Source organism: Wolbachia endosymbiont of Rhagoletis indifferens, assembly GCF_048537595.1.
Classification (GTDB): domain Bacteria; phylum Pseudomonadota; class Alphaproteobacteria; order Rickettsiales; family Anaplasmataceae; genus Wolbachia.
In genome coordinates, this window is sequence record NZ_CP175923.1 from 262,760 (window position 1) to 277,628 (window position 14,869).

The following is a 14,869-nucleotide window of genomic DNA, read 5'->3' on the forward strand; positions in this document are numbered from 1 at the left end:
ATCTATGAGCTCTCACCCCCTGTAAAATTATATTATCATGATAAAGTCATTAATAACCCATGAGCTCTGGATCACGCAAATAATGGTTATTCCCTGTGTTTTTCAGTACATTTGAGCCGGCTGTACATAAGAACCGCAATTGTAGAACATGCTATTGTTAATAGTAAATTTGGTAAAATACCATAGCGAAAAAATTTTCCTACTATATATATTCCAATAGCCCCAAACATCATATTGCAGAATGAGAGGACTGCACTACCAAGCCCTATACCTTTGATCGTTTCTAAAGCAGAAGTTACGTTATTGCTTATTATTAATGCAAGTCCGATATTGGCTGGAATCCAGACGACTTGAAGAATTAATATATTCAACTTGTCCGCGAAATAAAAATATACCAATAAACTATCGGATATTATCGGTAACACCAAACCTATTATTAGCATTTTGCTAACCCCTATTTTTGGTACATACCTTCTATTAATTAAAGTTCCAATTATGTAAAATATGACTATGATCGATATGAGGTAGCCAAAATACTGTACTTCAATGCCCATCGATTCAAATATGAACGGGTAGTTAGCAACGTATGCCCAAAGCCACATGAAAGTTAATCCATGAATAATTGAAAACCCAAGGAAACGATAATTTCTAAATATTGATATATATTGCTTGAAGATATTAGTAGTTATGTTAGTTATACTGGTTTCATTTTTATTTACAGTGAGTGTTTCTTGTAATTTAAAGTAAATAAAAATAAGCATAGCAATTGCCGCAAGTGATATAATAAAAAACAAAAATTTCCAACTATACCCATGCGAAATTATATAACTGCCCACCACTGGAGCTATTCCAGGTGAGAGTGCCACTACCATATTTAACTTTGAAATTACTCTCGAGTATTCACTACCCGAATACATATCCCTTATTGCTGCATACCCAACAACACCTGCAACACCAGCCCCTGTTCCTTGTATGAAGCGAATTAGTATCAAGAGCGCAATACTGTCGGCTGTATAACACATGACACTTGCCAAAGTAAAAATTGTCATACCAATCAGCATCATTGGACGCCTACCATAATAGTCCGATAGTGGACCATAAATTAATCCAGATACCGCAAATCCAACTAGATTCAAGCTAATTGTAAGCTGCACTACACTGCCTTCTACTTTAAAATAATTGGCAATGCTTGGTAGTGCAACTGAGTATAGGTCAGTTGCCATATCGACAATTGCTACAGACAATATCATAATAAGAGAGATGATATTTTGCGAAAGAGCTGTTTTCACTTAATGATTTACTGGATTAAATATACTTAATTATAATATATTTTTTTCATTAGTATATTAATTTAACTACTGAAATTAAGGGTAGCTATTCGAGAAAAGGAGTTTACTCAGTATTGGGCTTCAAAACCATATATGTAGCTCCACCAATTGCTAACGCAGATGTTGTAATTGCAGCAACTGCTCCCACTATAGGCAGAAATCCAACTGTAAATACTGTTGCAAAGAGCGTTGCCGCTACAGTTGCACCAAGTGCTGCTGTTGATCCACCACTAACAATACCCCACTTGGTCGCATCATATTCTTGTTGTTTTATTTCTGCAACCCTAAAAATCTGTACCAAATTTTCGTCTGTAGCTAACTCTCTTGGAGTTTTACTATCAATATCCTTCGATAAAGGATTTTTCCCTTTTTCCAGTAAAGATTCTACTATTTCTGTACAGTCGTAAATAGCAGCTAGGTGTAAGGAAGTACTACCTTTTAGTAACTTGTGCGTCTTGCTTTCTACTACACATCTCACTAAATGCTCTACGACTTCTTTCATTCTTGGCTCTTCTTCCATTAGGCACTTAACTATTTTTGTGTGATTGTTATAGAAAGCAATATTTAAAGGAGTATCTCCGTTCTTATTTACTGCACTCAGATCTGATCCTTTTTCCACCAGAAGTTTTACTATGTCTGTATGACCATTGGAAGCAGCCAAATGTAGGAGAGTATCTCCGTTCTTATTTACCGCACTCAGATCTGATCCTTTTTCCACCAGAAGTTTTACTATGTCTGTATGACCATTGGAAGCAGCTAAGTGCAGGGAAGTATTTCCTTCTTTATCTACTACACTAAGGTCTGATCCTTTTTCCATTAGAAGTTTTACTGTGTCTGTATGACCATTGGAAGCAGCCAAATGTAGGGAAGTATTTTTGTTTTGATCTTTTATATCAATATCTGCTCCTTCTTCTAACAGTAATTTTGTAACATTTATATCTCCAAAATTTACAGCGAAATGTAGTAATGTAAATTCTTTTGGGCTATCTTTAAAAACATAATTTATATCGAACCCGCATTTTTTCCACTGATCATATTCATGCATCATGTGTTTTATACTATGACGTTCCTGCTCTAATTTTTTGAGCTCATTCTCATATTTCTTGAATTCTATATCAAATTTTGCTTCACTATATTTTAGACTATCACTATATTGCCTATATTCCCAATCGTAATCGGGTGTATTATATTCCAGTTTACCGTTATTAACATTATTACACAGTTCCTGTAATAACTCATTATCGGACTTGTGTTTTAGCAAATTTATCTTTCTGTTATAATCTTTATTCAATGACTGTATCTCTCTATTGTGATCGTAATTCAGCAGCTGCATTTTGTGGCAAATAGATTGACGGCATTCATTGATTTCATTTGACCTTCTTGTGTTATATTCTTGTAATTCATCTGCTATCGTTATAGCTACATCTTTACTATATACACTTGAATTACGCTCTATCTCCTGTAATATCGTTTCAAATTCGTTTTCTATAAAGCTTACCACACTATACCTCAAAATAAAAAAATATATTAAAATTGTACACATATTTAACGAAAATGCAATAATTTTAATATCGAACAATAAAGTCAGTGGATTATGAATCTCTCTAAAAAAATCTTTTTGCTTTATTTTCTTAGAAAATGAGTGAAGATATCAGCTACATGTTTTTAGTAAAGCTATAAAAGCAGGAGTTTCAATATCTTATCTTCAATTATTCAAGTTTAAGTTTAAATACTGAGCATCAGTTGTTCAGGACCTTTGCTTCCGTGTTATCCAATGAATCACCGTAAGTCACTGCTTTTAGGTAAAACTTTTTTCCCCTTTGCACTTCGAAAGATATTATTGAATCATCAAGTAGAACAAATTTTTCACCTGCGGTGTCTTTAGTACCTTCTTGCCCTCTAATTAGGTTGCTAAGCTTATATTTATTTTTATCTATGAGTTCAGCATTCTGGAATTTTATTACCTCTTTTCCAACTAGTGCTAAATTTGAGTTTGCAATTGGGCTCGTGCTTGGCAGCTTACCAAAACGTAATACTACTATAAGCCCCTCGTCGGTAGATTCCATTACATATCCATAAGTAGACTGCTTATTTGTGCTTGCGATAGGTTTATAATCCTTATCGTCGCCCGAAATAAAGAGTGTTGCTCCTTTCCAATTCTTTTCCTCATTAATTAAAGTAAAGCTTGCGCTATTACCTTTAACATACGGTAAATCTATCATTTCTATGATGGTTTTGCTGATGTGAGAAGGAGGGTATTCCTTCAGCATAAGTGACCTTGTTGAAGGAAAAGAGAGCTTATATATAGAGCGATCATAACCAACACCGCTTACTTGAATAGACATGCTTTCAAATTTCGTTTTTATAATTCTCACCGTATGCTTTTTCTCACCGTCTAAAATCGTTATTACATCACTTGGCGCAAGCCATGCATATTTTATCGGTAGCTTGAAATTGTATATATTTCTCTCTTGCCACGAAGAATAAAGTAAAACCTCAGCTATATTTTGTGCCTCCCCCTCCTCCATAATGAGCGGTATTTCAACTGTTATAGCAGTGCCTTGCTTTGGCAACTCAGCATATTTAACATCAATTGGATAGCCAAAATTGCGATTAAAATAAACGACGTTAACTTTATTGTTTAAATCCAGCTGACTAATATTAACAAGTTGCATCGACTTTGAACTGTTATTGAAAACCATTTCACCAATTGGTATTCCAGTCGTAACTGCCCTGCCCTTTTGGATAAATTTCAGTTTAGAGTCCTGTTCAACCACATCAAAAAAATAGCAACTTTGCAGCATTTTAATAATAGAACGTACGGGTTGCTGGTCGTTTATCACATATCCAGACAATAACCCTTTGACGCCACCTGTATCAAACTGATCGCTTTTTAAACCTGCTTTTTGTAATAGATCCGATAAAACATCGGAAATATTAAGCTGTGAAAGCTTTCCCTGAATCCAATGTCCTGTCTGCCAGTTATGGCAGTCAGCCCACACATCACACAAATTGGGAAAGTAAGGAAATGGCCTTGCATCCCATGCCCAGAGGAACATTTTTTCCACCATTTCTGAGCTTTGCCACTTCTTTAGTGTTCCTTCAATTGCAATTTTCTGTGAAAGAAAGCTCACCTCTCCGTTTGAATATCGTGGATATTTGCTCTCTATGCTGCCTTTGTCAACAAACACATTTGGCTCATTAGTGCAGCCGTTTATACTGGGAAATCCATACTCAGTAAACCATATTTTTTTCATTTTTGGTTGCCATTTTGTTTTACTACCACCGGGGTTTATGTGAGTTTCACTCCACCATTTCTCTATATTTTTCCACGCATACCTGCTGTCGTTATACTTTACTTTTTCAGGCTCAATCTTTGAGTAATCATAGAAATAATCATACCCCACTCCACTGCTCCAACCACCCATTACATCTTCCGCGGAATAACCAAAAGGAGGCTCTGGACCATCAGTCAGTGGAAAATAAGCATCTATGCCAACAACGTCGATGAACTGTGAAGACCACAGTTCATCCATATTATACCAACCATCATATGAATGGTATTCGCTCCAATCTGCGGCGTAGGTAACTGTTACTTCTTTTCCAAGATCAAGTTTTATTCGCTTTGCAAGCTTAACTAGCTCTATAACGGCAGGGTAATTCCCTTGTTCATCTCTAATTTTGGTAAGCTGCGCAAATTCAGAACCAATGATAAACCCTTCCACTTTAGTTTGTTTGGCAATGCTTGCATAATGCTCTATAAATTTGTTATATTGATTCTCAAAAAAATCACTTATATCCCCAGGGGTCCCGCTCAATCTTCCTCGCCACTCTTTGTTCTTTGTATCAAGTAAGGGCATCGGATAGAGTATTACCTTATAACCTCTGCTGTGTAGCTCTTCTATATATCTAGTCAACGCTGCATCACTAACTGTGCCACCATACCTTGGGTTTCCATTATCATCTTTTGAAATTAGCTGAGCATCATCTCTGGTACTACTTCCTACTTGCCAATCATCAGGTAATATTGCGGAATCATCTTGAAATTCAACCGCAGGATATATTTTACAATCTTTAATGTTCAGATCATTCACAAACCAATTGACTACTACCGATACCCACTCAATATTTGGTAAATCTTCTTTTAATTGATCCAAAGAAAGCATTGCATCGCTCTTTTTAGTGTGATTGTTATGATTTACCCTTTGTGCCAGCCCATATGGGATATATTGGTTGCTGCTTATTTTCTCTTGCGCGATTTTCTTCTGTATTTTTGTATCATATACAAACTCTCCTGAGCCTGGTATTATATTGATATTCCGAATATTTTTCGCTACTGAAAATTCATTTGACTTTAATGCAGTCCGCACTTCAAATGTAAATACCGGAACACGATTATTATAGTCTGCTAAAGGAAAATTCTTGATGACTATGTAAGATATTCCCCTATAAGCCGGCATACCTTCGATTGACGACATAAATGGATCAGGATTTTGGTCTTCTCTGCCGCTGTAAAAAGTATAATCTATTTCATCAAAGCTAAGTGATGTTGTATCTGCCCAGATTCTGTTTAATTTTTCTACTTTCCCCTTGCAGATCGCAATTGCAAGCGTTGCATAGTAATTATACTCAACATTCATACCTCTTCCAATTTTGCTTTTGGTGGTTATCGCCTCTTCTTTGATTGGCTGCGCCCAAATAATGTTCCCTGCAACACGAGCAGTACCATAGATAATTGGGATCGTTCTGCCGTAGGTTGAGGTTTGCACTTGCAGATTTTTTAGCCTTGCCCCATGCGTTACTTTTTGCTCGGCATCCAAACCAAACATTGCGCTATCTAGCTGTGCACCAAGAAGAGCACCGAGCTCTGAACCGATAATTTGACCAATTGGACCAAAAATGCTGCCTGCTTGACCAAAAATTGATGATAAAATTATTGTAGACATGATAATCCTCCTTTTTGTTTCTATAGTTAATGTAGGCTAGATTTTTCTACGTCATGCCGCCACGAACCGTCATACCGTCACGGTATCTCTAGATCCTGCTAACACGTAGCAGGATACTTAACCGTCATACCGCGATTCATTCGCGGTATCTCTTAGCATAGATCCCGCTAACAAGCAGCGGGATGACGAATTTGTCGTTTTACAGCCACTTGGATGACAATTTGCCGCTAAATAGCACGAAATTCAATAACTTATAATGAATAGTTGAGGTTTTTAATCAAGAAAAGCACATGAGTAAATCGTGTAGCTATAATTATTGTAAGCAACAATGAAAAAGTGCGGAAGTAAAAAATTTATGTTGATTTTACAATATTAATTATTAGTATAATTAGCATGATTATAAGTATGGTAAAACCAATGAAAGTTAACTTATCTAAAGAAAATAGTGAGAGAGTCTTATCCGGTGCAAAATGGATTGCTAATCTTGGTCAAGGTTATTTTGCATCACTGAATAATAATAGCACTAAACCAACTAGCTCTGGAAAGAGGTTAATTGATGCCTTTTTACTTGTTCCAATTATTGTACCCACTGCTATAACAGTATCATTAATTGGTCTTACCTACCTATTTTTGAATGCCGTTAATGCTCAAAAAGATGATTCTAAATTATCTAAAGTAATAAAGTTTATAGTTAGATCTCTAATCTATATAGCTGCTGCTGTGATTTTAATTCCGTGCATTATATTAAATATAATGACTTCACTGATACCTGCACTTATTTTTTATTGCATTAATATAGATTTCCTTCATCAAAAAAATACAAGTATAGAAAACCAAGCAATAAATGAAGTTAATGATGAAGAGTACAAGAAACGTATTGAAGAAGAAGTTGGTAAATTGGAACAGCAAAATGGTGCAGATCATGATCAACCAAATATAGAAGTAATATCTCGAGCAATGGGAGATGAACAAGCTATAGATCGGACCATTATAGCAGGGATTGTAAATGATGATATTAAAGACGGTAAAGGAGTGATAAGAACAGTTGAAGATGACCACAATGTAGCTATAAAGGGGATAATTGCTGCTGGTGAAACAGAAGGTTATGCTGTCGGTTTTGGTTTACAATGTAGCCTTATTGAAGAGGGTGGCGTAGACCTTCAATGTGGTCTTAGCACACGCATTGGAAGTAACAAAAAGCAGGCAATTGAGCGTCTTAGACAAAGTGAATCAGTACGCACTTTGCTATCTGGTGATAGTGGAATATTGTCTATAGAGCAGCCTGGTAGCTCACAACGAAAGCAGTAATTATTTCACCAGCGGCAGAGTGATACCATGCTGATTCATATATTTTCCTTTCATATCATCATATGATTTCTCACACTCACTTTCGCCGCTTAAAAATACGAATTGGCATGCGCCTTCATTAGCATAAATTTTTGCAGGAAGTGGAGTGGTGTTTGAGAATTCGAGTGTGACATGACCTTCCCATCCAGGTTCTAAGGGAGTAACGTTTACTATAATTCCACATCTTGCGTAAGTTGATTTACCAACACAAATGACCAGTACATTCCTTGGTATACGAAAATATTCCACTGTACTTGCAAGCACAAAGCTATTTGGTGGAATTATGCATACATCTGTTTCCCTATCTATAAAACTATTCTCAGAAAAATTTTTAGGGTCCACAACAGCTGAATTAACGTTAGTAAAAATTTTAAATTTATTATCCACTCTTGCATCGTAACCATAAGATGATAGTCCAAAAGATATGACACCTTTGCTGCTTTTGTGATTCACAAAAGGCTCTATCATTCCAAAGTTTTCAGCTTTTTCTCTTATCCATTTATCTGGCATAACTGCCATAACTGTTCCTTAAAGTTGTGTAATACTTACAATAATATAAAATAAAATTTAAATGTAAACTGTAGCTTTTGTCATGCAATTAAAGCTTTTCAGTTTGATTTTTTATTACAATAATTAGATTTATGTTCTTAACTAAAAATAATGCTTAGAAACTTTCTCCTGATTTTTGTATTCGTATTATTCACGCCGCTGTCAAATGCTGATGCCAGGAAATACATCAGAATTGTTGGGTCTTCAACTGTTTTTCCTTTTATCTCATTTGTAGCCGAGGAGTTCAATCGTGTATTCTCCTTTAAGACTCCAGTTGTAGAATCAATAGGAAGTGGATCAGGGTTCAAAATGTTTTGCTCAGGAATAGGGGAAGACACGCCAGACATCACCACTTCATCTCGCCCTATAAAGGAAGTAGAAAGAGAACTATGTAAAAGGAATAAAATTAATGAAGTGATAGAGATCATCATTGGCTACGATGGAATTGTCATTGCAAATTCAAATCAAAGCCATAGATTTGATTTCACAAAGAAGGACTTATTTGAAACTTTATCTGCATATTCTCAAGAAAATGATAAATTAGTAAAAAATAATAAGAAGTTTTGGTCTGATGTAAATCAAGCCTTACCAAAAACAGAAATTGAAATTTATGGTCCACATCAAAATACAGGTACATACGAAACTTTGGTTAATTCTATTATGCTTGATCAATATTCATGCATGAATTCAAGAATTTTTAAAGAGAATTATAAAGATCAGGAAGAAAGAAAGAAAGCATGTGGTAATATAAGGGATGATGGAAGGTATATAGAAGTTGGAATTAATGAAAACATAATAATACAAAAATTGAAAAGTAACAAGAACGCCTTAGGGATATTTAGTTTCAGCTTTTTAATGAGGAATCAAGATAAAATACAAGGAAGCACAATTGCAGGAATTGAGCCAACTTACGAAAATATATCATCGGGAAAATATATATTATCAAGACCTCTATACCTTTACATAAAGAAAGAACACCTGGATACTGTTGATGGATTCAGAGAATTCATTAAAGAAATTATAGATTCGATCGGCATTGAAGATGGGTATCTATCTAGGCTTGGTCTAATCCCACTTTCAAGTGAAGACATGAAAAAAGCTTCAGCAAAGGTTTATGATATAAAGTGACGGCAACGCTTCTTGTATCCGTTCAGGATAGCGGCAAGGTAGTATAACCATAGAGTAAAAGTGAGTTTACAACAAATGGTGTCATGCAAGTAGCTGACACTGGAATCTAATTTCACTTTATGATGGTGTCATTCCAGTGCTTGACACTGGAATCCAGGAAACTTAACTTTACACCAGGTAATAAAAACTGGATCCCAGTGTCTGGGCACTGGGATGACACCCTCCTGGTAGCACAACGTTCGTACAGTTGTGTGTCAGCTACTCGGATGACAGTAGATAATGTAAGAAGTCTATTGATTCAATAACTGCTCGTTTTTGTCAAATACCTTGTCTACACTTGGATTTTTCACTTTCTCACAAACCTTAGCAATACCAGCACCTATTAATATAACTGCTGCCAAAACTGTTAAAGCTAATGCAACTGCAGGATACGCTAGCACATAGGCTGCAACAGCACCAGCTACGCATAGTCCAACGCTTAGAGCGATCTTCCCTTTGTGTTCACTCCAGAAGGTTGTATCGTTATTTTCTGGGGTTTTGTTGCCAGTAGTTGGTGCAGTAGTGTTAGTTACTATAGGAGCGTTGGAATCAAGACCCATTACCCTCTTGTGCTCTTCCACTTCTTCAATAACTGTTTTAAGAGCAGGATATATATCTGTGTTATTAAGGTCAATTTTTCCTTGAAAACGTTTAAGATTATCTATTGTATCCGTAAAATATGGTTGATCTTCAAAAATTTTTGTTACCTTGTGACCACACAAAAAATCACGAGTGTTTTGATCAGCTCTCTTCCAAATTAGTTCAATGATCCCTACTTTAGTGTTAACGCTAGCTTCAGGACAGTCAATAACACAATCTAAAATGGTACCTTTGTCACTAGTCAAAGTCCCCTTGTGGCTCAAAACTGCTTGTATATCATTATGTTCATTATTGTCGAGTACGTTCTGGACTTCTTGAAAATTGCCATTCCAGACTGCCTGTCTTAATGAACCTAGAATTTCTTCTTGTGCATTAGTTAATCCAATCATATCTTACCTCTATTTTCTATAGCTTAATTATCACACATATTTACAAGTAAGTCAAGTGCGCTGTTACAACAAAGTGCTTGACGTTAGAGTAGCTTTTATGGCTTTGTATAGCGAGGAAGTAACTCTATGAAAAATCATCAACGTTTACAAACTTTACGCTCAATTGTATTTATTGTGGGAATATTCCTATTGTTATTTAGCTTAGCAATGCTTATTTCTGCTATTACTAATAAGTATCTCAGCTACGAATGGAAAAATTTCCTCGCTGGATTCATAATTACCTGCACATCTGGCGTAACTTTTATTTTGCTCGGTAAATTAAGTAGATTGCATGGCATGCCAGCAATTTTTGCGGTTACTAGTTGCACCTGGATTGCCTTGTCTTTGTTTGCAGCTATTCCTTTCTATTTTGATAATCTGAGCTATGTTGATGCATTATTTGAAACGATATCTGGCATCACAACCACAGGGGCAACTATATTTGATGATATTGAAAAGCAATCTTCGGGAATACTGCTGTGGAGAGCAATGCTGCATGGCATAGGTGGTTTTGGTGTAATCACTTTAGGAATTGCAGTTTTTCCTATGCTCAAGATTCTCAGCCTAAATAATTTACTTTATTCTGAATATTCAGATGCTACCAAAAGGAAGTTGCCGAACACGCGAAGCGTAGTGGTTCATGTTACGGCAATATATTATGGCCTAATTTTGTTATGTATATTTTCCTATTATCTAGCTGGTATGCCACTGTTTGATGCAATATGTCACGGAATGTCCGCTGTATCAACTGGTGGATTTGCTAACTATAATGATTCTATAGGGCACTATAATAACCCTATGTTAGAAGTCATAACGATCATTTTTATGATTTTGGGTTCTCTGCCTTTTCTTAGCTATTTAAAAATTATAAGACGGTTAGACATTTGCTATGACGAACAGGTCTCTTACTTTGTTAAGATAGTTATTGTTTCATCTTTATTTGCTTGTTTTTGGTTGTATAAAAATGTTGATTTAGGAGTGTCATTATCATTTAGATGCAGCACATTTACCATCACCTCCTTGATTACGTCAACTGGTTATGCAATCTGTAATCATATAGATTGGAGCTTCATTTCAGTCTTAGCTTTTTTTCTAACCTTTGTTGGTGGATGTAGTGGTTCTTCAAGTGGTGGCATCAAAATCTTTCGTTTGATCATTTTTCTAAGGTCTATAGAAAATCACTTTCGCCTTTTATTAAACCCAGGCGCAGGCAATAGGGTAAAATTCAATGGAAAAATTCTGGAGAATGATGAAGTTCACTCTGTCTTTATATTTTTTGCAATTTTCATGTTAACGTTTACCATTTCATCAGTAGTGATGTCTTACTTAAGCAATGCAGACTTTATAACTAGCATCAGCTCAGTCTCTGCAACGCTTACAAACTCTGGCCCGGGATTTAGTAATTTAATAGGCCCTTCAGGTAACTATTCTTCTTTCAGTAATGAAGTAAAATTATTTCTATCGTTTTTAATGCTGCTTGGCAGACTTGAAATATTGCCAATCTATTTTTGTATAGGCAATTTATTCTTATTTAATAGAAAGAAATAGTTGGTGAAGTTGTGAAACTTGATATTATAGCTAAACTGACTTACGACAATTTGAAAAACCGTCATTCCGCTACTAGTTAGCGGAATCTATGCCGAGATACCGCGAATAAATCCACAGCTGTACGAACATTGTCTATCAGGAGGGTGTCATCCCAGTGCCCAGACACTGGGATGGCTTTGTTGCATAGCAACCGAAAAAATCTGGTGGCTACTGACAAAATTCATTATAAATAACCATTTAACTGTTGAAGAAAAAATATGCCACAGAAAATGAAAGTCAGTAACCAAAACGAATATAACAAATTCCTTGAAAAAAGGGGAAATATTTTTCGTTACATCGATGAAGCTATCGAAAATTGGTATGAAAATAGTCCAAAAATGCAGGGCGGCAACTATATTTACAGTGATAAAGTCGTAATTTTGGTGCATATAATTGTCAATCTTTTTAGAATTGGTTTAAGACAAACGGTGGGGTTTATAAAAGGATATCTGCAACAAATAGGAAAAAATTTGGCAGTTATCAGCTATTCACAAGCATCAAGAAGGTTTAAAAAACTTAATATTAAGATAAATGATTGCAGGGTTGATAAAAGCAACATGGAAAATATTGAAATTATCATAGATAGCACAAGTATCAGCATTTACAGTAACACTCCTGGCCACAGTAAGGAAAACAGTGCAGATAGAAAGTACCGAAGCTACGAGCAAGTAAGAAAGTTACATGTTATGTTAAGTGTGAATAGTAAAAAAGCTATAGCTGCAAGATACAGTAATGGCGTCTACTCTGACCACTATGGAGCTTGCGATTTGCTTGAAGAAGTTAATTTTCAGCACAAAATAAAAGCATTATATGCAGATAGGGCATACGATAGGCACAAACTTTATAAATTGTGTAAGAAATACGATATAAAGACAAAAGTTCTACCAAAAAAGGATGCAGCAGAACATTCAAAAATAGATTATATGTCTGACAGAAATGCTGCTATTAGGTTAATAAAATTATATGGACAAGATGGTGTAAAAGAGTGGAAAAAGGAAGCAATTTATGGAAAGAGATCTTACATAGAAGGATTTTTCTCAAGGTTGAAGCAAGTATTTGGATTTAGCTTTAGGAATAAATCTGAAGTAAATCGTGAAAAAGAATTACTAATTAAGTGCTATTTGCTCAACAAATTCACTGATATTGGTATGGCTAAATTTGAAATCATTACATAAATTTGTCGTAAACCATCACTGCTTAAGGTGCTATGCAACAAAGCCCACTGGGATCCAGGAATTTTATTAAGTTGGTAAGCATAAAAGTAGCCGTTTTATGTTACAATACAACGTTTTGATGATTATGAAAAGGCTGGATTCCAGTGTCAAGCACTGGAATGACACCATTCGCTGTACAGTTTACCTTTAAAAATGAATGTTCGTACAGCTATGGAATAAATCGCGGTATGACGTGTTAGCTATAGATAGTGTCAACTGTTTAATAAAAAGATCGTAGCTAAACCAAGAAATATAAGAGCTGAGAGAATATCAGTTGTTGCCGATGTTAGGATTGAAGAAGAAACGGCAGGGTCAGACTTTAAACGATGAAGCATTATAGGAATGAAAGTTCCGATGAACGTTGCAATAATTGACATCATAATCATGGAGACCACAAAAATCATCTCCACTTTGAAGCTGTGAAACCTTATTGCTAACACTACTAATGAAATAGTAGATAAGATCACCCCGTTTATAAGACCTATTAAAAACTCTTTTACAAGTATTCTTTTTGCATTCTGCTCAGTTAGATATTTTGTTGCGATTGCCCGGATGGTTAGTGTTACCGTTTGCGATCCTGCATTTCCACTCATTGATGCAATTATCGGCATGATTATTGGCAGTACTATAAAACTTTTTATTACATCATCGAAAAAGCCAACTACTATGGAACACATTGTTGCAGCTAAGAGGTTAAACAGTAACCAAGGTAGCCTTTTAATTATAGTTTTGTATATAGGGGCATTTATATCGGCTTTAGAAGATACACCGCTTATTTTGAGTACATCCTCTTCTGTTTCTTGTTGAACAACTTTTATCACATCTTCAATTAAGATCACACCTATAATTTTACCATTCTTATTTACTACCGGAGCTGATAATAGAGAGTAATCTTTAAATATTCTTGCTACTTCCTCTTGGTCTACTCCAGTTTTAATGATTTTTATGTCATGATCCATTATCTCTTTTATTATTGTGTCTCCTGAGTGAGATATTACCTTATTTAAATTAACACTGCCTATAGGCTCTAATTTTGAGTTGATAATGAATATCTGGTAAAATTTTTCTGGTATTTTTTTATAGTTGCACACAAATTCTGTCAGTTGATTTATTGTCCAATAATATGGAGCTATAACCATATCTTTATGTATTAACCTCCCTGCACTTTCTTCTGGGTATGATAGCAACTCCTCTACTGATTTCTGAGTCTTGCTGGGCAAATAGTAAAGTATATTTTCTACAGACTTTCTATCTAAATCTTTCACTATGGTTACTATATCTTCTACATCAAGGAGCATTAGTAACTTTGCTGTATTTTCTATTCCCAATGTTTCTATGATCTCTATTTGTAAATCTGGCACTACATGCACTAGGGCATCACTTAACAAATGTTGATCGAGGATATTAACTAGTTTCTCCCTGTGATCACTGATTGAAGTAGATAAAAAATAAGCTAACTGAACGCTATCTATCGTTTTTACAATATTACGAACATTTTCTAGCTCATCGTTATCAAGTGACTCTATTAAGTCATCAATAGCCTTTTTGTCTAAACCATAATGAGAACTTATTTTAATATTCATTATTTTACCTTTAAATATACGTGCTTGATTCCGTTGAGCATTAAAGTATAATAAAATTATTTCAAATTAACTACTATATGGTTAAATTTCTATTTTGTTTGCTGTTATTGTTAGTAATAG

Annotated in this window: 10 protein-coding genes; 4 read left to right on the forward strand and 6 right to left on the reverse strand. The window is 35.2% G+C overall.

The window, feature by feature from the left end; translation table 11 throughout:
- Positions 1 to 86: 86 nt before the first annotated feature.
- From ACJZL1_RS01305 to ACJZL1_RS01315, 3 genes are all read right to left on the reverse strand, one after another.
- Positions 87 to 1,250 carry a multidrug effflux MFS transporter gene (locus ACJZL1_RS01305; RefSeq protein WP_419247505.1) on the reverse strand — a complete coding sequence of 388 codons (1,164 nt, stop codon included), beginning with the start codon at positions 1,248 to 1,250 and terminating at the stop codon, positions 87 to 89.
- A gap of 142 nt (positions 1,251 to 1,392) precedes the next feature.
- Positions 1,393 to 2,829 carry an ankyrin repeat domain-containing protein gene (locus ACJZL1_RS01310; protein WP_419247334.1) on the reverse strand — a complete coding sequence of 479 codons (1,437 nt, stop codon included), beginning with the start codon at positions 2,827 to 2,829 and terminating at the stop codon, positions 1,393 to 1,395.
- A gap of 238 nt (positions 2,830 to 3,067) precedes the next feature.
- Complete coding sequence (locus ACJZL1_RS01315) at positions 3,068 to 6,274, reverse strand: baseplate megatron protein TIM-barrel domain-containing protein (RefSeq protein ID WP_419247335.1); 3,207 nt, start codon at positions 6,272 to 6,274, stop codon at positions 3,068 to 3,070.
- 405 nt (positions 6,275 to 6,679) lie between these two features.
- Between ACJZL1_RS01315 and ACJZL1_RS01320 the strand changes: the two genes are divergently transcribed.
- Complete coding sequence (locus ACJZL1_RS01320) at positions 6,680 to 7,582, forward strand: hypothetical protein (RefSeq protein WP_419247336.1); 903 nt, start codon at positions 6,680 to 6,682, stop codon at positions 7,580 to 7,582.
- Here the strand turns inward: ACJZL1_RS01320 and dcd are convergent, their stop codons facing one another.
- The gene (gene dcd, locus ACJZL1_RS01325; RefSeq protein ID WP_265025527.1) at positions 7,583 to 8,140 is read right to left on the reverse strand and encodes a dCTP deaminase; all 558 of its coding nucleotides are present in this window, start codon (positions 8,138 to 8,140) and stop codon (positions 7,583 to 7,585) included. It abuts the gene before it with no gap.
- Positions 8,141 to 8,281: 141 nt separating this feature from the next.
- Between dcd and ACJZL1_RS01330 the strand changes: the two genes are divergently transcribed.
- Positions 8,282 to 9,298 carry a substrate-binding domain-containing protein gene (locus ACJZL1_RS01330; protein ID WP_419247337.1) on the forward strand — a complete coding sequence of 339 codons (1,017 nt, stop codon included), beginning with the start codon at positions 8,282 to 8,284 and terminating at the stop codon, positions 9,296 to 9,298.
- 290 nt (positions 9,299 to 9,588) lie between these two features.
- Here ACJZL1_RS01330 and ACJZL1_RS01335 read toward each other — a convergent pair whose 3' ends face one another.
- Complete coding sequence (locus tag ACJZL1_RS01335; RefSeq protein WP_419247338.1) at positions 9,589 to 10,326, reverse strand: hypothetical protein; 738 nt, start codon at positions 10,324 to 10,326, stop codon at positions 9,589 to 9,591.
- Between the two features lie 126 nt (positions 10,327 to 10,452).
- Here ACJZL1_RS01335 and ACJZL1_RS01340 point away from each other — a divergent pair, with 126 nt between their 5' ends.
- The gene (locus ACJZL1_RS01340) at positions 10,453 to 11,913 is read left to right on the forward strand and encodes a TrkH family potassium uptake protein (protein WP_419247339.1); all 1,461 of its coding nucleotides are present in this window, start codon (positions 10,453 to 10,455) and stop codon (positions 11,911 to 11,913) included.
- A gap of 257 nt (positions 11,914 to 12,170) precedes the next feature.
- On the forward strand, positions 12,171 to 13,127 hold the full coding sequence (locus ACJZL1_RS01345) for an IS5 family transposase (protein ID WP_264735368.1): 957 nt from the start codon (positions 12,171 to 12,173) through the stop codon (positions 13,125 to 13,127).
- Between the two features lie 251 nt (positions 13,128 to 13,378).
- On the opposite strand, the gene mgtE is transcribed toward ACJZL1_RS01345, so the two are convergent.
- Positions 13,379 to 14,749 (reverse strand): magnesium transporter, encoded by a 1,371-nt coding sequence (gene mgtE / locus ACJZL1_RS01350; protein WP_419247340.1) that lies wholly within the window; start codon positions 14,747 to 14,749, stop codon positions 13,379 to 13,381.
- Positions 14,750 to 14,869 lie beyond the last annotated feature (120 nt).

Coding starts and splice junctions, on each gene's coding strand:
- ACJZL1_RS01305 (WP_419247505.1), bottom strand. CDS start 1,250: ATGATATTGTCTGTAGCAATTGTCGATATGGCAACTGACCTATACTCA.
- ACJZL1_RS01315 (WP_419247335.1), bottom strand. CDS start 6,274: ATGTCTACAATAATTTTATCATCAATTTTTGGTCAAGCAGGCAGCATT.
- ACJZL1_RS01320 (WP_419247336.1), top strand. CDS start 6,680: ATGGTAAAACCAATGAAAGTTAACTTATCTAAAGAAAATAGTGAGAGA.
- dcd (WP_265025527.1), bottom strand. CDS start 8,140: ATGGCAGTTATGCCAGATAAATGGATAAGAGAAAAAGCTGAAAACTTT.
- ACJZL1_RS01330 (WP_419247337.1), top strand. CDS start 8,282: ATGCTTAGAAACTTTCTCCTGATTTTTGTATTCGTATTATTCACGCCG.
- ACJZL1_RS01335 (WP_419247338.1), bottom strand. CDS start 10,326: ATGATTGGATTAACTAATGCACAAGAAGAAATTCTAGGTTCATTAAGA.
- ACJZL1_RS01340 (WP_419247339.1), top strand. CDS start 10,453: ATGAAAAATCATCAACGTTTACAAACTTTACGCTCAATTGTATTTATT.
- ACJZL1_RS01345 (WP_264735368.1), top strand. CDS start 12,171: ATGCCACAGAAAATGAAAGTCAGTAACCAAAACGAATATAACAAATTC.
- mgtE (WP_419247340.1), bottom strand. CDS start 14,749: ATGAATATTAAAATAAGTTCTCATTATGGTTTAGACAAAAAGGCTATT.